Below are 22238 nucleotides of genomic sequence, written 5' to 3'. Positions count from 1 at the left end.
CTGTCCGTTCTCATGGACAAAGCCATCAAAGCGATCGTGCCGAACGTGGCGTTTCAGGCCCGGCTGCTCGGGAGTGATCGCTGCTGTGTGGTGACGCAGGCGTACGTTCTATGTCAACTTATGGGAGCAGTAGACGACTTGAGAGACCTGGATCGCTGCCTTGTGCCCTTCATGTCTGTGCAGCCGTCGAGGCGGGACCACGCGCGCGGGCAGGCGGGCTGCTATGAGAGGCCACGGCCCTCGGCCGGCTCTCAGGATGGAACTGTCAACTGTTGCGGCGTGTCCACTGCGCGGCCCGGACCGCCCCCTCCTGAATGTCCTGCCGGGGTAGTTGGAGGTCGAAAGCGTCCTCCAGGGCGTGGAAGTACAGCTCGAACTCGCTGGTGAGTTCGGGGTGGTCCAATTCGGCACGGCGTATGGCCTGGTTGAGGAAGTCGAGCTGACCACCTCGGAAGTAGGGGGCGCGGCCTCGGTCGTACCAGATCAGCTCCAGGACGCCCCAGTCGTCGTCGATACGGCGGCCGTCGCGCAAGTAGTCGAAGGTGTAGATGGCCTTCGCGGAGGTGGCGCTCAGGTGCACCGCCTCGGTGACACCGAGCCGGGCGAGAGCCTCAAGGTCGGGCCCGAAGCCGGGGGTCTCGTGGTACATCAGGAACGCCCAGTCGCCGGCCTGCCCGTAGCAGCAGGTTTCCCAGACGATGTCCCAGTAGTCGAAGGTCCCGCCGTCCATGCTGCGCAGATCCGCAAGACGGGTCCCGGCGGCGATCTGTGCGGGGTCGGCTCCGTGGAGCAGGGCGATCTGTTCGGCGCTGATGCTCTCGCCGCGGAAGAAGGCGAGGTGGGTGTAGGGGTCCTGCTCGCGCCAGCTGCCAGCGATCCAGGCGAGGCGCTCCAGCGGGTCGCGCCCGCACGCAGCGGAGGGCTGCGTACCGTCCATGCCGCCGTTGCGGAATCGGCTGCCCCAGGCGAGGTTGATCCGGTCCAGCAGCTCGGCCTGACCGGACACGAGATTGGCCACCGGGCCGCGACCCGGGGACCGGGCCGCGATGTGCTCGGCAAGCTTGCGGACCGCGTCCTCGGCGGCGAAGTACAGCACCTGATCCAGGTCCTGAGTGACGAAGACCTCCCGATAGGGACCGATGTGGCCGCGCACCGTGCCGTCGTCGTCCAGGACCAGGAACAGACGACCGTGCGACTCGCCCACGTGCTGCTCGTACTGGTCGGGTGAGGTGCCGATGGGCGGGAGCATCGCGTCGTCGAGCACGTCAGAGCCCGCAGACACCTGGTGCCAGGCCCGCTTGAGTGTGTACGCCGATATCTGCATGGGCGTCAGTATGCGACCGGACACTGACACGGTCGGCTGATCTGCGACGACTCGGCTGGATGGCAAAGATCAGCGCCGCCTGGGTTCGGTGTCAAACGCCTCGATTGGATGTCAGGGCGACTGGCTTCGTTGTCCAAGGACAACGACCACCTTGATCATGAACGTTTGTGACGACGTTTCAGGATCACGTGGCCGTGGAGGCCGCGATAGCCCAGGCTGCCTGGGACCAGGTGTTCCGGGTGGCGATGGATGCGATCGCCGGCTGCTTCGCGCGACGTGAGACACGTGCGACGGCAGCGGAGATGATCACAGGGCTACTGACGGAGGTGGACACGCGCAACTGCTGGACGCTGGCTGAGGCGCTGGGGCATCCAGGCCCGCACCGGCTGCAGCACCTGCTGTCACGGGCGAGGTTCGACCATGACCAGGCCCGGGAGGAGATCGCCCGCTTGGTCGTGCGTGAGCTCGCGGGCCAGGAGGCAGTGCTGGTCGCGGACGAGACCGGGGACGCGAAGTCCTCGGCCGACTGCGTCGGCGCCGGCCGCCAGTACTCCGGCGCGATCAAAAGCGTCGGACTGTGCCAGGTCGCCGTGCACCTGGCCGCGGTCACCGAGTCGGTGCGGGTGGTGATCGACCGGTCCCTATATCTCCCGAAGGACTGGGCTGCGGACGAGGAGCGCCGCGAAGCAGCCGGCGTCCCGGAAGGGATCATGTTCGCGACGAACCTGCAGCAGACCGCCGCCATGGTCAAAAACGCGCTCGAGCTGGGTGTCCGGGCACGCTGGTTCACCGGTGACGATGTGTATTCGGGTCGCGAACTCCGCAGGAAAATAAGGGATTTCGGGCTCGGCTACGCGGTCGGCGTGTCCCACACATACACGATCAGGGATGGAGCGGGCCGCAGGTGGAAGGCCCGCCAGATGATCAACAAGGTGCTGCCGCACCAGTGGATGCGCATGCAGACCGGCACACGGAACGAAGGGCACCCGCGAGTACGACTGGGCCTGGCTCGATGTCCGTGCGGACGATGCCCCCGACGGACACGAAGACGACGGCACCAGCGTCCTGGTCGCCCGCCGGCACCGGTACACCGGCGAGATCTCCTTCTTCCGCTGCTGGTCGACCGAAGATGTCACCCTCGCCCAGCTGGTGGAAGTGATCTGCCGACGGTGGCGGATCGAGGAGGCTTTCCAACTCGGCAAGACCCTCACCGGCCTGGACGAAGGGCAGGTGGACTGCTGGAACTACTGGATGCGCTGGTCGCTGTTCTCCCTTGTCGCATCCGCCGTCCTCGCCCTGACCGCCGCTGCCACGACCACGGCCAGCCCTGCCGGACCAGCCCATCTCGTCCCGTTGTCCTGCCCCGAACCCGTCCGATTCCTCCGGGCGTTCGTCCTCACACCACCAGTCCGGGACGCGAGACACATCCTGCACTGGATGGCCTGGCGCCGCCGCCATCAAGCCATCGCACGAGCCTGCCACCAGCGCCGACACGCTCTTCAGGACCAGCCATGACCAGAACTACAGCTGCCGTGTCAGTCCTAGCCCCGCCAGTAGCTTGAAACCAAGCAACTTGACTCCACCCAATTCGGGACAGTCCGGAGCCTCCATCGGACCCGGAGCGGTTCACGTTCCCGCCAGCGGCGGAATGTGACAGCCATTTGAGTGCTTTTTGGCGGCAACTGCCAGCGTCCTCCCTGGGCCTATCGCTCCGCCGATCACTATCCTCGCGCTTTCGCGAGTGGGTCTGTCCGAGTCTTGATCAAATAAATGGAGAGTGCTGCTGACCTGCAACGATGGGACTTGTCGAGGGTCCTGTCACTGCAAGGAAAGAAGCACTCTCCAGGTGAAGAAGAGTAGCGGGTCGTACCCGCGTGTCCGTGTCGAGGGCGGCGGCCGTGGAGTTGTTGCCCAGGCCGGGGCCGTGCTGCTGGTCGAGACGGTCCGCAGGTCCGGCCTGGACACCGCGATATCCGCGTCGCTGGCGCCGTGGCGCAAGCGGCGGGCCGTGCACGATCCGGGCAAGATCCTGCTGGATGTGGCGCTGGCCGTCGCACTCGGCGGTGACTGTCTGGCCGACGTCGGCATGCTGCGGGCCGAGCCGGCGGTGTTCGGCCCGGTGGCCTCCGATCCGACCGTCTCCCGCCTCGTCGACGCGCTCGCCGCGTCCGGCCCGAAAGCTCTTGCAGCGATCCGCGGCGCGCGTTCCGAAGTACGTCAGCGAGTCTGGGAGTTGGCCGGGGCAAGCAGTCCGGCCGCCGACGGCCAGGTGATCGTGGACATCGACGGCGTGCTGGTCCTCGCCCACTCCGAGAAACAAGACGCCACCGCGACCTGGAAGAAGACCTTCGGCCATCACCCGCTTGTCGCGTTCGTCGACCACGGCCCAGCCGGGTCCGGAGAGCCGGTGGCGGCCCTGCTGCGGCCCGGCAACGCGGGCTCCAACACCGCCGCCGATCACATCGAGACCGCCCAACTCGCCCTGGCCCAGCTGCCCAAACGCCTGCGGCGGGGACGGCAGACGCTGATCCGCACCGACTCCGGCGGCGGCACCCACGCCTTCCTCGACTGGCTCTCCCGGCGCGGCCGGTGGCTGTCGTATTCCGTCGGAATGACCATCACCGACGCCATCCACCAGGCCGTCCTGAAGATCCCGAAGAAGGCATGGACACCGGCCTACGACGCGGGCGGCACCGAACGGCCCGGAGCCTGGGTCGCAGAGATCACCGACATGCCCGACCTGAGCACCTGGCCGAAGGGCATGCGGCTGATCGTCCGCAAGGAACGCCCGCACCCCGGGGCACAGTTGCGCTTCACCGACCTCGACGGACTGCGGCTCACCTGCTTCGCGACCAACACCAAAGGCGGCCAGCTCGCCGACCTCGAACTGCGTCACCGCAGGCGGGCCCGCTGCGAGGACCGCATCCGCGGCGCCCGCGCCACCGGCCTGCGCAATCTGCCCCTGCACGACACGGCACAAAACCGGATCTGGCTGGAGATCGTCTCCCTCGCACTCGACCTCCTCGCCTGGATGCCGATGCTCGCACTGAGCGGCGATGCCCGCCGCTGGGAGCCCAAGAAGCTCCGGCTGCGGCTGTTCTCCGCCCCCGCGCAGCTCGTGAACACCGGCCGCCGCCGCTGGCTCCGCCTGCCCACCCGATGGCCCTGGACCGCCGTCATCAGCCACGCGATCGTCAGGCTCCACGCCCTGCCGAACCCCGGCTGACCAGCCACATCGACCGTCCCGACGACCCGCACCACCACACCGGCGAAGTGGAACCCGGCGCCCATCCGACGCGAAAGCCGGACCCTCGCCCTGCCCCAACCCCGAAAAGACCGCACCACACAAACGCGGAGTCCCCGTCAGCGAACCGACGAGGACTCATGAACGATCGAGGCTATGGAGGCAAATCCGCAAGCATCTGGAGGGCTCATGCAGAATCTACAATCGAAGCCGAGGACCGAGACTGTCTCTGACGAGCTCTCAAGTTTTGTCAACGAGATCAGCGAGCATGTGTCGGCGCTACAGGACGCTGCCCACGCACGGCTTCAGAGCATGAGCTCTCGTGATGGGTCCGCATCACAGGGCATTCAGATCAAGATCAGTGTCCACCCATCCGGTGGGCAGCCCACCGATGGCACGGGACACAATGCGCCCAGCGTGGAGTTTCTCAGTGGCGCGGAGTGCTGGACTGCCACGTACATCTGCGGCAAAGGCTCAAACGGCTACATCACTTGCACTCGGGAAGTCTGCATGATTGTCGGCTAAGGGGCTTTCCGCTAACGGGTAAAGCCTCTCGCCGGGGCGCGGCCCAGTTACGCAGCTTCAAAAGGCGGCGATTCCCTGGTCTCCCCCCTGACGAGGTCGTGTGCTGAGCGGCTCCTTCTCAACGCACTGACCACAGCATTGAGGTACCAGCAGGGACGACGGACTCCGTTGACCGTGTGGCTCCGTTCACGAGAACGGGCAGCACTTCTCCGTCGGTTCGGGAGGCGGTTGGCGGTAGCAGCCTGGCCGGAATGTTCACGAGTTTCGGCTCTGGCTCAAGTTCCGTGACCTGCGCACCCTGAGTCACGGTTCGTGGTCGCATTGGGCTCCTGAAAGTCGCCCGAAAGTGATCAGTAGTGACCTCGGGTACTTGACAGTTCGGGATCGTGGAAGAAGTGGCCCTCCGGATGGAGGAGTTGCTGTTCCCCTCGATCGCGGACGTGTCGGTGGTGTCGGTGGACGTGAGCAACGAGACGATGCGAGTCGAGGCCCGCAACACAACGACCGGTTCGGCGTGTTCGGGCTGCGGGAACTGGTCGATCCGGGTTCATAGTTCCTACCTGCGGTTTCCTGCGGATGTTCCCAGCGCGGGGTGCCGGGTGGTGCTTTGTCTGCGGGTCCGCCGCTTCGCCTGCCCGGTCGCTTCGTGCGGGCGACGGATGGTCGTTGAGCAGGTGCCGGGATTGACCCGGAGGTACGGCCGGTGGACCGAGCGTCTGCGTTCGACGCTGGCGGCGGTCGGCCTCGCCCTGGCCGGCCGGGGGGAGCTCGGATGGCTGGCGTCTTTGGGGTGTCAGTCAGCCGCAGCACGGTGCTGCGGCTCGTCGATTCGCTGCCCGAACCGGATGTGCCAGCCCCGAGAGTGGTCGGCGTCGACGAGTACGCGACACGCAAAGTGTCCGAGGCCGATCTCGCCGTGGACTCCAGCCAGGCGCTGGTGGACCTCGGTGACACCGGCGTCGCCCACCAGCTCATCGCCGAGGGCGAACGCCTGCTGCCCGTCGCCCGGGACAAGACCCGCGGGATGTTCCTCGCCTACCGCGCCGCCAGCTTCCTCGACCTGAAGGAACCCGAGCCCGCCGCAGCCGCCGCCACCCAGTCCCTGCTCCTGACCCGCCGTATCGGCGCACCCCGCTGCGTCAGCCTCGTCGAGACCTTCTCCCCCGCTTCCACCCCCACAGCCGCGCCCAGGGCGTCGCCGGAACTCCTCCAACTTGCCGCCGCGTTAGCGGATGGGATCGGCCTGAGGCTCGGGATGGTTCAGTCCGTGTCCATCGCGGCAAGTACGGCGGCCGTCGGGGGAGACGGAGACGATGCCGTAGTCGCTCAGGTCGTTGTGGAACCATTCGGTGTCGGCCTCGAACCTGTACCAGGTACAGGCCCGGGCCAGCTCCTCAACCTCGGAAGCGCTGGCCTCGGGGTACTCGGCTCCGCAGAGCCCCGCCAGGGAGAGCCACGCGCTGAAACGCCCCCAGGCACCGTGGACGCCCGCTGAGCCGAATCCGCCTGCCGAGGCGGTCATGAACAACGTCAGCCAAACCGAGTCGAGCGTGGACGCCTCCCCCTCGAACCGGTCCTGCTCACCCAGCCCCCGCAAGCAGTCCAACGGCAACGTGCTCACGATTCCCGGCAGGTTCTCCGGGGCGACGGGCTCGTCAAGGACGAAGATCCGTGCTTCGTGGTTGCCCCATCTGCCGTCTGTGGCCGGCCTGCCGATCAGGTCGACCAGATGCGCGGGCGTTGTCTCCCGGACGCGGTGGGCGGCGCCGGCCCGACGTGCAGCCGCATCGAAAGGCGCCGGCAATTTCAGCAGTCTCTACGCTCGCCATGTGCCGCCTTCCCCCGTGAGCCAACTCCCGCTACTGATCATCTCCGAGAGTAGAGGGCAGGGAATCCTGGTGCGACGCAGGCTAGACGAGTAGTTCCGATTGTGGGGTTCTCAGACGTATGGAAGGTGTCTGGCTATCCCTCGTAGATCGTCCCGGCTTCGACGAAACACAGCGAGTTGCCCCATGGGTCATCGACGTAGAAGGACCGCTCACCCCACGGCCGCACGGCGATCTCGCCTCCAGATACACCGTGCACTTGCTCGTCCGACAAGCACCCCAGTTCCCGGGCGCGACCGAACACCTCGTCAAGGCTTCGAACGGTGAAGTACAGCGATTTCGGCAACCGCTTGACGGTGCCATGGCCAGAGACGTCCAGGACCTGGAGCGTGACCGTACCGCAGGTGAAGTAGCACCGCGCGCCAGCTTGCCTGCGGCCAGTCACGCCGAGCAGAGTCGAATAGAACATGACCGCCTGGTCAAGGTTCGCCACCTCGACATTGAGGCGGAACAGAATTGGTTCGTCGGCGTCATGACTCTCGGAAGGCGCATTGAGGATTGGATCGTCGCTGGTCATGGCGTTTCCTTATGGCGTCGGTTGTTACGAACCCGTCCCGCGGATGAGGTCGAGCCAATCGGAGACCAGCTCGACACGTTGTCGGTTCATGCGGTAGATCCGAGTCCGTCCGTGGCGTTCGTGCGTCACCAGGCCGGCGTCTTCCATCACCTGCAGATGTCGGCTGGTCGTCGGCCAGGCATGCTCGAACATTCGCGCAATATCACCCGCCCCCATCGACCCTCCCTCGAAGTGGAGGGTGATCAAGATCCGTCGACGGGCCGGGTGGGCAAGGGCGGCGAAGACCCGGTCGTAGGCGGCCGAGTGCGCAGCGTCAGAGGCTCCGTGCACCTGGCAATCCTTAGCATAGTCGCTAATTGTTTTCAAGGCGAGGCGCCGAGCCACTCCGATGCAGGCGTCGATCCAGGGGGGTGGCCAGCTCCCGTCGTCGACAGGGTGAACGTTCGCTGACGCGGCACTAGTGTGCTGCGCCAGAAATCCTGAGGGTTACTTACTACCCTGTTGCCATGTCGCATTCGGGCCCTTCTGCTGTGGAGATCACGCTGTCCGAGTCCGAGCGTGCCGAGTTGGTGCGCCGGACGAAAGTGCCGGACCGGCGCTCGGCCGAGAAGGCCCGCATCATCCTGGCGTGCGCTGACGGCATGTCAAATGCAGGTGTTGCACGGATCGTTGGCGTCCAGGCCAAGACGGTTGGCAAGTGGCGTCGAGCTTTCGCCGCAGAGCGGATGGCCGGGCTTGAGGACGCCGGCTGGATCGGGCGGCCGAAGGCCGACTTGGTCCTGGACGAGGCTGAGCGGAGACAGCTGACGCAGTGGGCGCGGCGGGCGAAGACCGCCCAGTTCCTCGCGCTGCGAGCCAAGATCGTGCTGCGCTGCGCGGAGGGCGGCACGAACCAGCAGGCCGCGGCCGACCTCGGCATCGACAGGTCGACCGTGGACCGCTGGCGGGCCCGGTTCATCGCCGAACGCCTCGACGGTCTGCATGACGAGCCCCGCTCGGGCCGGCCGCCCTCGATCCTCCTCGACCGGGTCGAGGAGGTCATCGTGGCCACCTTGGAGTCGACCCCGGACAGGGACACGCACTGGTCACGGGCCTCGATGGCCCAGCGCACCGGCCTGTCGAAGTCGACTATCGGCCGGATCTGGAAGAAGTTCGACCTCAAGCCCCACCTGCAGGATTCCTTCAAACTGTCCACCGATCCACGGTTCGTCGCCAAGGTCGTCGACGTCGTCGGCCTGTACCACCATCCGCCCGAGAAGGCGGTCGTGCTCTGCGTGGACGAGAAGTCCCAGATCCAGGCACTGGACCGCTCGCAGCCGGTCTTGCCGATGATGCCGGGCATGCCCGAACGCCGGACGCACGACTACTACCGGCACGGCATCACCAGCCTGTTCGCCGCCTTCAACATCACTGACGGCACCGTCATATCTCAGCTCCACCGCCGCCACCGTGCGATTGAGTTCAAGAAGTTCCTGGTCCGGATCGACAAGGCGGTGCCCGCCGGGCTCGACGTCCACCTCGTCTGTGACAACTACGCCACCCACAACACCGCCGAGATCAAGACATGGCTGGGCAGACACCCCCGCTTCCACGTCCACTTCACCCCGACGGGCTCCTCCTGGATGAACCAGGTCGAGCGGTGGTTCGGCCTGCTGACCGACAAGCTCATCCGCCGTGGCGTGCACAGGTCCGTGAAGGCCCTGGAGGATGACATCACCGCGTGGATCGACACCTGGAACGAGAACCCACGGCCCTTCACCTGGACCAAGACCGCAGACGAGATCCTCAACTCCCTCGCCGACTACCTCACCAAGGTCGGAACCGCCAGCCAGAAAACAGAGCAGAACTAACCCTCAGGATTTCTGGCGCAGCACACTAGGTCGTGTGTCCCAACATCAGCGGCATGAGGGGCTTCGCCGAAGCTCGTAGAATCATGGCGTGGCATTCATGAGCACCCCACACTGCTGCTTCCTGTAATCGGAAGGCGTTGAGGGCGATGCCGGACGGCGTCGCCCTCCTTGGTGCGCCTGCTGCGTGAGCCACATTTCCGGCCCTGCCCGTTCTTTCCTGAGGCAGTGACGTTCTGAGCGCGCGTGCAGGCACGGTCTCTCCCCTTCACCGTTGCCAGGAGTGCCTCGTACCCATGTCGCTTCCCCCTGCCCTCGACCTGTCCCTCGACCTGCTGCGCTGCCCAATGTGCCGCACGCGCAGACTGCACCCCGACCGCGGCGCACTGCGCTGCCCGGCAGGCCACACCTTCGATATCGCCCGTCACGGCTACGTCAGCCTGCTGACGGGCACCCGTGCCACCAGCGGCGACGACGCGGCCATGGCCCAGGCCCGGGACCGGTTCCTGTCGACCGACGCGTACGCACCCATCCGCAAAGTCGTTGCCCGCCTGTCGGCCGACTCCGCGCCTGAGCAGGCCACGGTTGTGGACGTCGGGTGCGGCACGGGTTACTACCTGGCCGGCGTACTCGATCAGCTGCCCGGCGCCCGTGGTCTGGGGCTGGACACGTCGGTGCGCGCGCTGCGCTCAGCGGCTCGCGCCCATGAACGAGCCGCCGCGGCGGCCTGGGACGTCTTCCGTCCCTTCCCGCTGGCCGGCGGAGTGGCCGAGGTCGTGTTGGACGTGTTCGCCCCGCGCAACCCTGTCGAGTTCCACCGAGTACTGCGCCCGACCGGCCGGTTGATCGTGTTCCGTCCTACCAGGCGGCACCTGGCCGAGCTGCGCGGCCGGGTACCTGCGATGGTCACGATCGACCCGGTCAAGGAACAACGCTTACACCGAGCGATGGATCCCTTCTTCGAGGCCGCCGTTACCGAACAGGTCGAGTACACCACGCCCTTGACCAAGCAGGAGGCCCTCGACCTGGTTGGAATGACGCCGAGCGCACGCCACTTGAGCCGTGCAGACCTGAACGATGACGGCCCCTTGCCCGACCAGGTCACCGTCTCCGTGCTGGCCACCGCCTACCGGCCTCGGTGACCACAAGCGGGCGCATGCGCCTGCTGACCGACGAGCAGTGGGGACGCATGGCACCCTGCCTTCCCCGCAACACGGGGAAGGCAGGGCGTCCGTTCGCCGACCACCGTCGCATCATCGAGGGGATCATCTACCGGTACCGCACCGGAATCCCCTGGAGAGATCTGCCACGCGAGCCGTTCGGACCCTGGCAGACGGTGTGGAAACGCCACCGCAGATGGGCGGCTGACGGCACCTGGGACACGGTTCTGGGGCAGCTGACCGCTGAGGCGGACTCGATCGGCTGGACGGTCTCGGTCGACTCGACGATCAACCGGGCCCACCAGCACGCCACGAACACGTCCCGGCCGGAGAAGGACACCGGCGCCGCCACCTGCCGCAGCGAGAGCGACGCTACTGAGACCAGGGGTGAGCCAGCGGGCCACGCAACGGGCGGGTGACTCTCTTCGGATGGATCAAACGCGGCTGGGTCGATGCCCACCAGGTCACCGACCAGCGACGGTCCTGGATCATCCACGCCGATCCCGCCGAAGTCGAGCGGCTCCGTCGACTCCACCAGCAGTCCCGCGGCCACCGACCACGACAAGCCAGGCTTCACCCGCCGACCGCCCCGAGGCCTCACCTGGGGGCGACGCGGACACACCCCGGTCGTGACGGTGAGTGGACGCCGCTCGGGGCGGCTGTCGGTGGCCGGGCTGATTGCGATGCGGCCCGGCTCACGGACCCGGCTGTGCCATCGGCTGATCGCCCACCCCGCGGGCAAGGGCAAGCGCCGCAGTATGAGCGAGCGCGACTTCATCGCTCTGCTCGACGGCACCCACCAGCTCATCAAGGCACCGATCGTGTTGGTCTGGGACCGGCTCAACACCCATGTCTCCCGAACGATGCGAGAGTTGATCGACGCACGGGAATGGCTGACGGTGTTCCTGCTGCCCGCCTACTCGCCCGACCTGAACCCGGTCGAGGGCGTGTGGGCCCACGTCAAGCGCAGCCTGGCCAACCTCGCCGTAGTCGCCCTGGACCGCTTGGAGGCCCTCGTCCGCAACCGGCTCAAACGACTCCAGTACCGGCCCTAGACCCTCGACGGCTTCATAGCCGGCACCGGCCTCGCCCTCGGCAACCCGACCTCACCCTGACGAGCCGAAGTCAGTAAGTCCGATCTTCCTCGGTTCGTGATCGCTCGATCGTGGTAAAGATCGTCGCGCGCCAACTGCTGGACATGCCCATGTTCAGATGCGGGGCATGGAGCGAGACCCGTACCCGATCGACTTAGCGGACGAGCAGTGGGCGTTGATCGAGCCGATGATCACGGCCTGGAAGCAGGACCGGGTGGCGCGGTCGGCGACCGGAAATCCCGGGTCCTGCGACCTCCGTGGGTGGTCGAGCAGGTCAACGGAACATTGATGTTGCATCGCCGCCTGGCCCACGAGAAGGACCACCGCCCCGACACCTCCGCCTCACGCGTCCACTGGGCTTCCGTCGCGAACATGACTCGCCGCCTCACCACACCCGCCCCCACCTGACGCGACACCCTCGGGCTGGCCGCGTGAACGTCATCGAGCTCCTGGCAGACCTCCAGGCCCAGCACGACGAGACCACGGCCCGGGCCGGCGAACTACGCGACCAGATCGAGCACTTGACCGCTGCCCTCGCCGAGACCGAAGCGCGACTCGCGGATCTGGCCACCACCCGGAAGGTCATCGCTCAACGCGTCCCACCCGGGACCGAGCCCGCTCCACCCACCGCCCAGCAGCGCTGTGGCGGACGAGATCAGGGCCCGTCTGAGTCGTCTGCGTTCGGATCGACGTTCCATCGCCGGGGTAGGTCTGCGTCGCAGAAGACGCAGACGAAGTGGCCTTCTCGCACGATGTTGTGCTCCCGGCAGGTGGGACACCGACGGAAGACCACTGCGTGTGTGAAGCAGCCCGGATGGTCGAGGTCGGCTTGGTCCAGTGCCTGTGCGACAGCCGGCCATGAGGAAACGTCCGGGCAGTAGCCGGTCGACTGGTTGCTGACCTCATTCACCGCCCAGCGTCCGGCCTCGGGGTAGAAGCTGATTTCGCCAGCGCCCAGTACCCGATCGCCGCCCGCGCAGGCGACGTGTTCGCTGCGGCGTGGGGCTAGCCGCAGAGCACCGTCCGTGCCGACGACGAAGGTGAAGGGCTCATCCAGTTCCTCGGCGGTCCGGGCTGCCACCCAGTCCGCGAAGTCGGCGGCTGTGCGGATCGTGGCACCACCGTCCGCTGTCTTGACGGCAGCGATCACATGGTGAGGCCCGACATAGCGGTAGCCCCGTCCCGACGCACGCATGTCGAACAACGTAGAACACGCAGTCTTGGCGTGCTCAGAGTTACGGCGCGTGGATCTTGGCCTTCCGGCGGGTCACCGGGTCGAACAGGTCGAAGACCGGACGGACCGCGGCCCGCACCTGCTGGTCCGGATCACGCACGACCTGACCGTCCGAGCGGCGCAGACAGCCCACGGGCAGTGGCACGGCCAGCTCGCCGCGACGGCCCTTGCCGATCCGTCCGTTCCACATCCGCTGCTCGATCAGATGCAGTTCCGCCTCGCTGATCGTGCCCTTCAGTCCCAGCAGCATCCGGTCGTTGTGCTCGGCGGGGTCATAGACCCCGTCCGGGTCTGCCGGCAGAGCACCCGACAGCGCGCACAGCTCCAGCAGCTGATGCCATTCCCGGCCACTGCGGGCCAGACGCGACATTTCCCGGCCCAGCACCAGGCCCACGTGGTCCAGGCCTACCTCGGAGACCAGACGCTGGAAGCCGGCCCGGTCCACGATGCCGGACACGGAGTGGCCCAAACCGATGAGCAGTGGGAGCTCGTCGAACCCGTGATCACGGCATGGAAGGCCCGGCATCCGTCGGTCAGCGGGCATCAGGGGAAGTACGCGATGCGGGAGATCGTGAACGCGATCCTCTACCAGAACCGCACGGGCTGTCAGTGGGAGTTCCTGCCCCATGACATGCCTCCGCCCGGAGCGGTGAAGTACCACTTCTCCTCTGGCGCGACGAGGACACCGACCAGGACGTTCACGATCTGCTGCACAGGTCAAAGCCATCCTGGAACACATCGAAACCCGCGAGCGCGAACTCGCCGACCAGGCCGGGCAGTTCCGGGCCCGCATCGAAGAACTCACCCGGCAGCTCGGCGAACTCGACGCGGAGAGCGAGAACCTGCGCATCACCCGCAAGACCCTCCTCACACTCCCGCTGCCCTCACCCGCCACCGAGCCGGACCGCCCCGACTACCAGCAGATCCTCACCACCCTGGCCGCCGCGGGCCGGCCGATGCGCGCCCGCGACCTCTGCCAGGCCCTCGACCTGCCGATCCTCCCGAAGAACACCGAAGGCATCCGCTCCAAACTGAAGCGCCTGGTCAGCCCGGGCGTCCTCATCGAACCCGAACCCGGCTTGTTCGCCCGCCCCGACGCCTGAGAGCCACACCCACCCGCGACCAGCGGTCCTTCCCCAACCTCAACCACGAAACGGACAAGAGCTCACGTTCCGCACTCTCAGGGATTGGGCCGATCCGCTGTGTGCCCTGTTGAACGGCCCGAGGTGCCGGCCTCGCTGACGTGGTCCGGCCCCTTCCGGGAGGGCTGCGGCAAGACGCCGCCCGCGACCGGCGGCACGGAGTCGGGGTACCACATACGCAGTGCGCGCAGCATTGGGCTGGCCACGACCGTGGTGAGCAGGGCCATCAGAACCATCAAGGTGAACATCCGGCCGCTGATGAGCCCGAGTTCACGGCCGATTTCCAGGATGACGATCTCGGTCAGACCCCGCGTGTTCATCAGCGCCCCGAAGGCGCCCGCCTCCCGCCAACTCATGCCCAGCAGCCGCGCCGGAAACGCGGCTCCTGCGAACTTGCCGGCCACGGCGGTCACGACGACCAGCAGCAACACCGACAGCCCCGCCCAGCCGAGCGCCCCGATGTCGACCGAGAGCCCCGTCACGATGAAGAAGACCGGCAGGAACAGGCCGGAGACCCTCTCCACCGAGGCGGCCACCTGTCCGAGGAGCCCCGACAGGGCCTCCCGAGGCATGACCATTCCGAACACAAAGGCACCGAAGATCGCGTGGATGCCGATCCAAGCGGACGCGCACGAGGAGAGGAACGTCCCGGACACGACTGTGATCATCAGCATGCCGTGGTCTCCGTGGCTCGCGAGAGAGGCGACCACGCGGCGCAGCAGCGGCTGGACTATCAGGAACATCGCCACGCCGTATGCGGCGGCCCAGGCGATGACCGATGCGGACTGAGCGATCCCGTCGGACTGGGCGACAGCGACGACCACGGCCAGCAGGCACCAGGCCAGGACGTCGCACACCGCGGCGCAAGCCATGGCAAGGGTGCCGATCCGTGTCCGGGACAGCCCGCCGTCCCGGATGATGCGGGCCAGCACGGGAAAAGCGGTGATGGAGAAGGCCGTTCCCATGTAGAGAACGAAGACTGCGTGGCTCACGGCGTGGGGCGCGTACCGGCCGTACAGCAGAGCCGCTGTCCCGGCACCGAGGCCGAACGGCACAGCCATCGACAGTGCGGCGATGGTGCTCACGGATTTCCCATCGCCGCGCAGCACAGCGACATCGAGCTCCAGGCCGGCGAGAAACATGAAGAGCACCAGGCCGACCTGAGCGATGACCGACAGCATGGGCAGGGCCTCACCCGGAAACAGCCTGTGCGGGATGTTCCCGGGTAGCAGGCCGAGGAGGCTGGGGCCGAGCATGAGACCGACGGTGATCTCGGCGACGACCGGGGGCTGACGCAGCCGTTTGCCGAGTTTCACCATCGCGGTTCCCGCGAGGAGGACGATCGCGATGTCCGCCAGGACGATCGATTCCAAGGGTGGTGCGTCAGCCATGCCGTCTCGCTTCCACGAAAGTCGGGGACCAGCTGAACTACACTTGCGCGACGCTGCGGCACCGGTCCGAAAGCGCCGGACCGGTTCCCAAGATCGCGGACACGGTTGCAGCCACCTCCGCCGCATGGTCCGTGATGTAGAAGTGGTCCCCCGGGAAGGACACGACCTCGCTGCCGGCCGTCGTGCTGAGCCGCCACCGGTCCAGTTGCTCGGCGGTGAAGAAGTCATCGGTGCCGTGGCACACCACGATCCGGCTCTCCGTCACGGTGTTGCGATGCATCCGCACGAAGTCGTCGCACACCGCGAAATCGGCACGCAGCAACTCGACTGATCGTTCCCGCAACTGTTCATGGGCCAGGATCTGCGGTGACAGCCCGCCGAACCTGGCCGCGGTGTCCAGGATCTGCTGCTCCTCGGCCTCCTGTGGATCGCCGTCGAACAGCGGGTAGGCGCCGAACGGCCCGGCGCCGGCCGAGGCGAAGAGCGTGTCGCAGTACGCACCGCCCGAGGTGGCCTCCAGTTGCGAGGCGAGGAGCAGACCGAGACAGGCGCCCATGCTGTGCCCGAAGATCGCGAATCTTCCGGTGATCCCGGCCTCGGCGACCTGCACGGCAAGGTCGTCAGCGGCCTTCTGTGCCGAGACGACGGACTTCTCCCGCCATCTGCGCCCCCTGCCCGGGAGCTCCAGCACATGTACCGCGATCTGCTGGGGCAGTGCCCTGACGAGGCGTTGGAAGACCTGGGCGGATCCACCGGAATGGTGCAGCAGAACCAGCGGGACTGGGCTCACGACATGTCCTCCGACTCACGGTATGCGCACCTTGCCGACGTCTTGGAGGCGCGGCCAAGAGGATGGATCCGTCGCCGACCGGCTGGGCACGACGAGTTGCCCTCGTCAGCCGCTCCGGATCCGGACCCCGGTGCCGGCTCACCAACGACGGGGAGTGAACGCATAGCCCCGGCGGCTGTGCGTGGCGAGCGTGTTGATCCCGTAGGTGTCCTCGCCGGAGACGAGCACCGCCCCGTAGTTGTCCAGCGTGATGCCGCCGCCGTATTCGGCGACCTGATCCGTGTCGGGGTATATCTTCACCTTCGTCGGCACATAACGTGCGGCGAATCCCATACGGTAGTCCTTCTTGCTCCCCGTATGCGGAAGGGAGGCGTGCATGAGAGTGGACCAGAAGATGACGCACTCGCCACGCTTCATCACCAGGGGAAAGGCCTGGGACTCATCCGGTTTCCAGTTCGGATCCTTCTGCAGTTGCCGGTAGTCGTACCCGAAGAATCCGCGCTTGACCCCTTCCTTTTCGCGGGAGTTGATCGCATCGGGATCGTAGTCCATGGCCTTGGACTCGTCGTAGTTCATCTCCCGATGGGTGCCCGGCATGAGTTGGAGACAGCCGTTCTCCTTTGTGGAGTCCGTGAACGCGGTCCACACGGTGATCGTGCCGCCGAAGGGGATCTCCGATTCTTCCGTCGGCCACATGATCTGCGGCTTCTTGCTGGCGTTGGCGAAGGTGGCTGCCTGGTGCCAGTCAGTGCCCTCGTCGCCGGGGTACTTGGGGAAGAACTCGGTGCGCCAGCAGAGCACATCGGGTCCGAGGATGGAGGCTACGCGGTCGACGATCCGCCGGTTCATGATGTGCTCGGAGAGCAGATCGACATCGAGGTGGCGGTCGTAGTTGGAGATATTCGTGCCGCTGCTGAGCGCGTCGTCGGGATAGATGGCCAGGGATCGGTCGGGAAGCTGCCGTCGGGTGGTCTTCCACAGCTCCGTCATCTCCTCCGGTTCGAATATCTTGATCGGGCCGATAAATCCGTCCCTTTCGAACCTCGCGAGCTCTTCGGCGCTGAGCCGGAAGTCGGTTTCCTGACTGGTCGTCATGCAAGCCGTCCTTTCTGTGGCGTCACGGTGTTCCGCCTCATCCATGGCAGAGTGGCTGCGCATCGATGCCCGCACCACCCCTGGACTCCGGCGTGGGCACCTCCGTCTCTCCGCCGGAGCGCCCGGTCGCCGTCAGCTCCCGGCGACGCGGGAGGCCAGCTCGGCAGCGGCCGAGGCCAGGGTTCCTTCGAACAGAGTCTTGAGGTCGTAGTCGGCTCCGAAGGCGTCCTTGGCGCGCTCACCCAGCACCAGGGCAATCATGGAATGGCCGCCCAGGTCGAGGAAGTTGTCCTCCTCAGTGACCTCCGGCTCCTCAAGGATTTCGGCGACCCACTCAAGCGTTCGGCGCTGAATCGTCGCCGCGTCAGGTGCGATGCGTGCATCGGGCATCTCTTGCGTTCTCCTGTCGGTTGTTCCAGGGATTCAACGCGCCTGCCGATTTCTCCTGTGCCAGCAGCAACATCGCACGTGTGCCGCCGGTCACGCATTCATAGATCAAAGCGCTCTTCGCTCCGTGCCGGGCGGTACCTGCCGCCGCTGCCCGGAGACGCCGGAAGGAGCTTTTCAATGACCGCGCGTCACGGTCTCTGCCAGACTTTTCGGCCGCATGTCCGTCCAATGCGCATTCACATAGTCGAGACAGGACTCGCGATCCGTCGACTCGAGAACCACGGACCAGCCATCCGGAACCTCCGCGAACGTCGGCCAGATCGCATGCTGCATCTCGTCGTTGACGAGCACGTGAAAGGTTCCGTCCTCGGCATCGAACGGATTGGCCATGTTGCTGTCTCACCAACTTTCAGACGGGTCGACCGTGTTCGAGGCGAGTGAGGAATGGCGCGGCGGCCCATGGCGCCGGGTTCGCGGCCGCACCCTGGCCTGAAATGCCGCAACCTGATACCGGATTGCGGGAAAAGCCGCTGCGTAATGGGTCCGACTGCCGCCACCAACTCCGCCAGGGTAGCGCAATTTCCCTTTCCGTCGACTCCCCTCCAGAACGGCCTTCCTCTCCGCACGACGCATGTCCTGTCCGGAGGCGAGCAGCCCGTCGGTCGGCGCTCGTACGCTCGCGCGAGACGGTCCCACGCCGGCGTTCGCACAGGCACCGTGCGAGGAAGCCGGGCCAGAACTGGACACGTCGGCATGTGATCGGTAGACAGGCAGCCGAAGCCACTGGTGAAGACGGTTCTTCTGATCGAAAGCCGTCTACCAGCGGCTTCGCTACGTTGCCAGCCCAACTGGCAAACCACTGCGGCAGGTTGGAAGAATCCGTGTCCGATAGTGTCGACGTGACCGATACAGCGAATGCGTCCCCCACACCGTTAAGGCACCTCTTGAGCGGCCGGTTCGGCTGGTTCTACGCAGGCCGCACCGTCGATCTCGCCGGCTCGTCCATGACCACCGTCGCACTTGCCCTCGCCGTGCTCCAGGCGTCCGGCAGCGCGACCGATCTCGGCATCGTCCTCGCTGCCAACATGATCCCCACCCTCGTGCTCCTGCTCCTGGGGGGCGCGGTCGCCGACCGCGTCAGCAGGCGAGCCGTGCTCATCGTGACCAACCTGACGACCGCTGCCGTGATGGCGGTGATGGCCGTCATCCTCATCACAGATCGCTACGACCTCTTCGTGATCGCCGGCCTGGTCCTCATCAGCGGTGCCGTCAGCGCCTTCTCACAACCCGCGCTGCGCGGCATCGTCCCCGAACTCGTCGAGCGTCGGGACCTGCAGCGCGCCAACGCGCTCCTGGCCAGCAGCCAGAACGCCGTGCGCATCCTGGGCCCCATGATCGCCAGCGTCCTGGTGGCCACGGTCGGTGGCGGGTGGGCTCTCGCGGCCGATGCCGCCTCCTTCGTCCTGGCCGCCGCGGCGTTCACACGCATCCCCGGGACGAGCCGGCCACCGGCGGCGGACCGGCCGCTCTGGCGCGACCTCGTCGAAGGCTGGACCGTCTTCCGGTCGATGCGCTGGGTGGTCATCATGACCATCTCGTTCGCTCTCGTGAACGCCTTCAACGTGGGTCCGTGGAACGTCTTGGGGCCGCAGGTGGTGTCCGGGAAGGACGGCGCCGTGGGCTGGGGCACCGTGCAGACCGTCCGCGCTATCGGACTGCTCGTGATGAGCGTCGTCGCCGTGAAGATCGTTCTGCGCCGTCCGCTCCGGGACGGGCGGATCTGGGGAACCCTTGCGGGCCTCCCTCTGCTGGCGATCGGCTTGTCCGGGGACGCCTGGATCGTGGCGGTGACCGCCTTCATCGGCGGCCTCGGCTTCACCGTGGCCGCCATCACCTGGGAGAGCACTCTGCAGTCGGCCGTTCCAGAGGAGTCCCTCTCGCGGGTCGCCGCCTACGACGATCTGCTGTCCTACCTGGCGATCCCGCTGTCGCAGCTGGCCATGGGCCCGCTGGCCGCGGAATACGGGGCGAAGTCCGTCAGCGTCGCGTGCGGCATCGCCTTCATCGTCGTCTGCCTGTTGCCCCTCATGAGCCGGGACGTCCGCGAACTCCGCACGTGAGGGCCCTGTGGTCCGTCACCGGCGCTGCCCGAACCGAGCGTCATAGCGGCGCGCTCCACGCGCGTCCGGAACGAGCCTGACCGGGCGACCGGCCCGGTCACCGAGCACCGCGACCGACTCGATGTCCGGCGTGTCCGCACTGTCGTGGGCCGCGAGCCTGCGTTCGACGTCGCAGGCGGTGTCCCCGGGCGCCGCCTCAGCGAGTTGCCCGCACAGCGCCAAGGGCAGCGTCAGGCGGGAATTCGGAATTCCCGCAACGGTCACCGCCTCCGGCCCGGGTCGTCCGAGCAGTTCCTTCACGCCGGCGAGGCCACCGACCTCGTCCCACGGCACGACCTCGACATGTGCGGCCAGGTCGTCGAGGTCCGCGGCTCTGCGAGCGCCCAGGAGCGTGACGTCGTACCGGAAGGACGTCAGCTCGTTGCGAGCCGCGCCTCGCTTGAGCTCAGGCAGGACGGCCATCCCGGCGCTCGCCGCGTACTCGGCGAAGAACTCCCCGGGCACGCACAACTCGCGATCCATGCTCACCCGGTGTCGGATCATCGCCGCGAGCTCGGCCACGGGAGTGTCGGCCGGGGCGTGATGGAGGACGACCGTGGCATGAAACGCCTCGAGCAGAGCCGGGTCGCGGACGTCTCCGACGAACAGGGCGCCGTCGGGGCCTGTGATGCGGGCGGCTTCGGTGAGCGCCCGGCACAGGTAGGACAGGCCGGGAAAATACTGCACGACCGAGTTGAGAACGACGGTGTCGACCTCGCCGGCACGCACGTCGGCCAGGCTGTCCGCGTCACCGACCCGCAGACTGACGTGATCCCATTCATCGTCCAGGTGCCGGGCCGCGGCCTGGATCGCTGCCTGGGCCACGTCGATCCCGACGTAGCGTTCCGTGCGGTGTGCGATCCTCCGCAGGATCGCACCGGCCCCGACCCCCACGTCCAGTACCAGACGCGGTCGGATCGACTCGATCCGACGCACGGTGTCGTCCAGCCATTCGCGCATCTCGCCGACGGGTATGGGATCGCCTGTGTAGCTGCTGCGCCAGCCGACGAACTCGGCGTTCGGCTCCTGTGCGTACGCGGCGTCCCATATCTGGCCCCAATGCCTGCGGTGGTCGGATTCCGCGCCGGACACGGTGCGGTTCCTCCCGGCGAGCACCGGCTGGACGTAGGCGACGAGCTTGTGAGAACCGTCGGGTCCCTGCTGCGCGACCACGGCGGCCGTGCGTACGTCGGGAGAGGTGGACAGGACGGCCTCGATCTCGTCGAGCTCGATCCGCACTCCGGAAATCTTGACCTGCCGGTCGAATCGGCCGACGAACTCGAGTGCGCCGTCCGACCGGCTGCGCACCCTGTCGCCGGTTCGGTACCAACGTCGCGGCGCATCACCGGCCTCGTCGACGAACCGCTCCTCGGTGCGGTCCGGGAGGCGGAAGTAGCCTGCGGTCACGCAGGGACCGCCGACCCACAGCTCCCCCACCTCTCCCGGGACCACGTCAACGCCATGGTCGTCGACGACCCGGAGACGGGCGTGCCCGAGAGCCGCCCCGATGGGAATCGCGGTGCCCTGAGCCTCCTCTGACGTGACCTCATGGACAGCGCACCAGACGGTCGCCTCCGTGGGCCCGTACATGTTGCACACCCGAACGTCGGGAAGGGCCGTCACCAGGCGCCGAGCGAGCCCCACCGGAAACACCTCACCCCCTACGGACAGCACCCGCAGGCCGCGCAGCGACCGCAAGGTCTCCTCGTAGGACGCGATGGCCGACAGCAGGGAAGGCGTCGCCTGGAAGAGCGTGGGCCGGAAGCGCCGCATCAAGCCCCGAAGGCTGCCATCGCTGTGGGGGTCGAGACGGTCGACCATCCGGTCCGGGCTCACGACACTTGCTCCGCCACGTGTGAGCGGCCAGAGCAACTCCATGACGGCGATGTCGAACGACACACTCGTCACGGCGAGAAAGGTGTCGTCGAACGGAATGCCGAAGGTCTCGTCGAGCGCGTCGAACAACGCGGCCACGTTGGCATTGGTGACTACGACGCCCTTGGGCCGGCCGGTCGATCCGGAGGTGTAGATGACATAGGAGGGGTCCTGGGGGGACGGTGTGGGCAGCACCAGCTCGGCAAGGCCCGGTGCGGCGGCCCCCGGTAGGGAGACACGTTTCGCGGGCACGGAGAACTCCGCTCCGCTCGAATCCGTGACCAGGAGTGCGAGATCGGCGTCCTCGACTATCGCCCGCAGCCTGTCCTTCGGATATCGCGGGTCGAGAGGGACGTACGCGGCCCCGGCGGCGGACACACCGAACAGCGCCACCACCAGGTCGACGCCCCGCTCGACCATGACCCCGACTCGATCGCCCGGCCCGGCTCCCCGGTCGACGAGCCGGCGGCCGAGGGCCTCGGCTCTCGACACCAGCTCGCCGTACGAGAGCGTGGTCGCCCGATCGGACACGGCCAGCCGCGAGGGGTCGTCCAGCGCCACTGCT

At 66.9% G+C, this 22238-nt stretch carries 18 protein-coding genes and 5 pseudogenes; 11 read left to right on the top strand and 12 right to left on the bottom strand.

Annotated features, from left to right (window positions below; translation table 11 throughout):
• Positions 1-265: 265 nt before the first annotated feature.
• On the bottom strand, positions 266-1324 hold the full coding sequence (locus tag OG289_RS48125) for a hypothetical protein (protein WP_327320335.1): 1059 nt from the start codon (positions 1322-1324) through the stop codon (positions 266-268).
• A gap of 167 nt (positions 1325-1491) precedes the next feature.
• Here OG289_RS48125 and OG289_RS49970 point away from each other — a divergent pair.
• The 3 genes and pseudogenes from OG289_RS49970 to OG289_RS49965 all read left to right on the top strand — a co-directional run bounded on the left by OG289_RS49970 (position 1492) and on the right by OG289_RS49965 (position 6157).
• Positions 1492-2839 (top strand): annotated as a pseudogene (locus OG289_RS49970) (IS701 family transposase).
• Positions 2840-3170: 331 nt separating this feature from the next.
• The gene (locus tag OG289_RS48115; protein ID WP_327313328.1) at positions 3171-4550 is read left to right on the top strand and encodes an IS1380 family transposase; all 1380 of its coding nucleotides are present in this window, start codon (positions 3171-3173) and stop codon (positions 4548-4550) included.
• A 950-nt stretch (positions 4551-5500) separates the two neighbouring features.
• The gene (locus OG289_RS49965) at positions 5501-6157 is read left to right on the top strand and encodes a transposase family protein (RefSeq protein WP_442819135.1); all 657 of its coding nucleotides are present in this window, start codon (positions 5501-5503) and stop codon (positions 6155-6157) included.
• 161 nt (positions 6158-6318) lie between these two features.
• Here OG289_RS49965 and OG289_RS48110 read toward each other — a convergent pair whose 3' ends face one another.
• From OG289_RS48110 to OG289_RS48100, 3 genes are all read right to left on the bottom strand, one after another.
• Entirely contained in the window at positions 6319-6897 is a 579-nt protein-coding gene (locus OG289_RS48110; RefSeq protein ID WP_327320333.1) for a DUF6183 family protein, read from the bottom strand.
• Positions 6898-7055: 158 nt separating this feature from the next.
• Positions 7056-7496, bottom strand: coding sequence for a VOC family protein (locus tag OG289_RS48105; RefSeq protein WP_327320332.1), 441 nt, complete (start codon positions 7494-7496; stop codon positions 7056-7058).
• A 24-nt stretch (positions 7497-7520) separates the two neighbouring features.
• A complete protein-coding gene (locus OG289_RS48100; protein ID WP_327320331.1) occupies positions 7521-7826 on the bottom strand; it encodes an ArsR/SmtB family transcription factor in 306 nt (101 codons plus the stop codon).
• A 176-nt stretch (positions 7827-8002) separates the two neighbouring features.
• Between OG289_RS48100 and OG289_RS48095 the strand changes: the two genes are divergently transcribed.
• From OG289_RS48095 to OG289_RS49960, 5 genes and pseudogenes are all read left to right on the top strand, one after another.
• Positions 8003-9346, top strand: a complete 1344-nt coding sequence (locus tag OG289_RS48095; protein WP_327319710.1) for an IS630 family transposase — start codon at positions 8003-8005, stop codon at positions 9344-9346.
• Positions 9347-9639: 293 nt separating this feature from the next.
• The gene (locus tag OG289_RS48090) at positions 9640-10485 is read left to right on the top strand and encodes a putative RNA methyltransferase (RefSeq protein ID WP_327320330.1); all 846 of its coding nucleotides are present in this window, start codon (positions 9640-9642) and stop codon (positions 10483-10485) included.
• Positions 10482-10916, top strand: a pseudogene (locus tag OG289_RS48085) (IS5 family transposase); the annotation flags it as partial. The gene OG289_RS48090 and the pseudogene OG289_RS48085, both read left to right, overlap by 4 nt.
• A gap of 147 nt (positions 10917-11063) precedes the next feature.
• Positions 11064-11558: pseudogene (locus tag OG289_RS48080) on the top strand (transposase); the annotation flags it as partial.
• A 166-nt stretch (positions 11559-11724) separates the two neighbouring features.
• Positions 11725-11856: pseudogene (locus OG289_RS49960) on the top strand (IS5/IS1182 family transposase); the annotation flags it as partial.
• A gap of 396 nt (positions 11857-12252) precedes the next feature.
• Here the strand turns inward: OG289_RS49960 and OG289_RS48075 are convergent.
• Positions 12253-12792 carry a hypothetical protein gene (locus OG289_RS48075; protein WP_327320327.1) on the bottom strand — a complete coding sequence of 180 codons (540 nt, stop codon included), beginning with the start codon at positions 12790-12792 and terminating at the stop codon, positions 12253-12255.
• A 40-nt stretch (positions 12793-12832) separates the two neighbouring features.
• Positions 12833-13288 (bottom strand): recombinase family protein, encoded by a 456-nt coding sequence (locus OG289_RS48070; protein ID WP_327320326.1) that lies wholly within the window; start codon positions 13286-13288, stop codon positions 12833-12835.
• 3 nt (positions 13289-13291) lie between these two features.
• On the opposite strand from OG289_RS48070, the pseudogene OG289_RS49955 reads away from it, so the two are divergent.
• Both OG289_RS49955 and OG289_RS48060 read left to right on the top strand, forming a co-directional pair.
• Positions 13292-13542 (top strand): annotated as a pseudogene (locus OG289_RS49955) (transposase); the annotation flags it as partial.
• 245 nt (positions 13543-13787) lie between these two features.
• The gene (locus OG289_RS48060; protein WP_327321057.1) at positions 13788-13934 is read left to right on the top strand and encodes a hypothetical protein; all 147 of its coding nucleotides are present in this window, start codon (positions 13788-13790) and stop codon (positions 13932-13934) included.
• Positions 13935-14011: 77 nt separating this feature from the next.
• On the opposite strand, the gene OG289_RS48055 is transcribed toward OG289_RS48060, so the two are convergent.
• From OG289_RS48055 to OG289_RS48035, 5 genes are all read right to left on the bottom strand, one after another.
• A complete protein-coding gene (locus OG289_RS48055; protein ID WP_327320325.1) occupies positions 14012-15364 on the bottom strand; it encodes a cation:proton antiporter in 1353 nt (450 codons plus the stop codon).
• A gap of 37 nt (positions 15365-15401) precedes the next feature.
• Entirely contained in the window at positions 15402-16154 is a 753-nt protein-coding gene (locus tag OG289_RS48050; protein WP_327320324.1) for a thioesterase II family protein, read from the bottom strand.
• A 138-nt stretch (positions 16155-16292) separates the two neighbouring features.
• The gene (locus OG289_RS48045) at positions 16293-17249 is read right to left on the bottom strand and encodes a chlorinating enzyme (protein ID WP_327320323.1); all 957 of its coding nucleotides are present in this window, start codon (positions 17247-17249) and stop codon (positions 16293-16295) included.
• A gap of 132 nt (positions 17250-17381) precedes the next feature.
• Positions 17382-17639 carry a phosphopantetheine-binding protein gene (locus OG289_RS48040; RefSeq protein WP_327320322.1) on the bottom strand — a complete coding sequence of 86 codons (258 nt, stop codon included), beginning with the start codon at positions 17637-17639 and terminating at the stop codon, positions 17382-17384.
• Positions 17640-17813: 174 nt separating this feature from the next.
• Positions 17814-18029, bottom strand: a complete 216-nt coding sequence (locus OG289_RS48035; protein ID WP_327320321.1) for an MbtH family protein — start codon at positions 18027-18029, stop codon at positions 17814-17816.
• Between the two features lie 554 nt (positions 18030-18583).
• Here OG289_RS48035 and OG289_RS48030 point away from each other — a divergent pair.
• Positions 18584-19759: an MFS transporter gene (locus OG289_RS48030; RefSeq protein ID WP_327320320.1), complete on the top strand. Its 1176-nt coding sequence runs from the start codon at positions 18584-18586 to the stop codon at positions 19757-19759.
• A 15-nt stretch (positions 19760-19774) separates the two neighbouring features.
• Here OG289_RS48030 and OG289_RS48025 read toward each other — a convergent pair whose 3' ends face one another.
• Positions 19775-22234, bottom strand: coding sequence for an amino acid adenylation domain-containing protein (locus OG289_RS48025; protein ID WP_327320319.1), 2460 nt, complete (start codon positions 22232-22234; stop codon positions 19775-19777).
• Positions 22235-22238 lie beyond the last annotated feature (4 nt).

This window comes from Streptomyces sp. NBC_01235, from assembly GCF_035989285.1.
Taxonomy (GTDB): domain Bacteria; phylum Actinomycetota; class Actinomycetes; order Streptomycetales; family Streptomycetaceae; genus Streptomyces.
The sequence above is the reverse complement of the archived record's forward strand: the minus strand, read 5'-3'. Positions and strand labels throughout refer to the sequence as shown.

Coding starts and splice junctions, on each gene's coding strand:
- OG289_RS48125 (WP_327320335.1), bottom strand. CDS start 1,324: ATGCAGATATCGGCGTACACACTCAAGCGGGCCTGGCACCAGGTGTCT.
- OG289_RS49965 (WP_442819135.1), top strand. CDS start 5,501: ATGGAGGAGTTGCTGTTCCCCTCGATCGCGGACGTGTCGGTGGTGTCG.
- OG289_RS48105 (WP_327320332.1), bottom strand. CDS start 7,496: ATGACCAGCGACGATCCAATCCTCAATGCGCCTTCCGAGAGTCATGAC.
- OG289_RS48095 (WP_327319710.1), top strand. CDS start 8,003: ATGTCGCATTCGGGCCCTTCTGCTGTGGAGATCACGCTGTCCGAGTCC.
- OG289_RS48090 (WP_327320330.1), top strand. CDS start 9,640: ATGTCGCTTCCCCCTGCCCTCGACCTGTCCCTCGACCTGCTGCGCTGC.
- OG289_RS48075 (WP_327320327.1), bottom strand. CDS start 12,792: ATGCGTGCGTCGGGACGGGGCTACCGCTATGTCGGGCCTCACCATGTG.
- OG289_RS48060 (WP_327321057.1), top strand. CDS start 13,788: ATGCGCGCCCGCGACCTCTGCCAGGCCCTCGACCTGCCGATCCTCCCG.
- OG289_RS48055 (WP_327320325.1), bottom strand. CDS start 15,364: ATGGCTGACGCACCACCCTTGGAATCGATCGTCCTGGCGGACATCGCG.
- OG289_RS48045 (WP_327320323.1), bottom strand. CDS start 17,249: ATGACGACCAGTCAGGAAACCGACTTCCGGCTCAGCGCCGAAGAGCTC.
- OG289_RS48040 (WP_327320322.1), bottom strand. CDS start 17,639: ATGCCCGATGCACGCATCGCACCTGACGCGGCGACGATTCAGCGCCGA.
- OG289_RS48035 (WP_327320321.1), bottom strand. CDS start 18,029: ATGGCCAATCCGTTCGATGCCGAGGACGGAACCTTTCACGTGCTCGTC.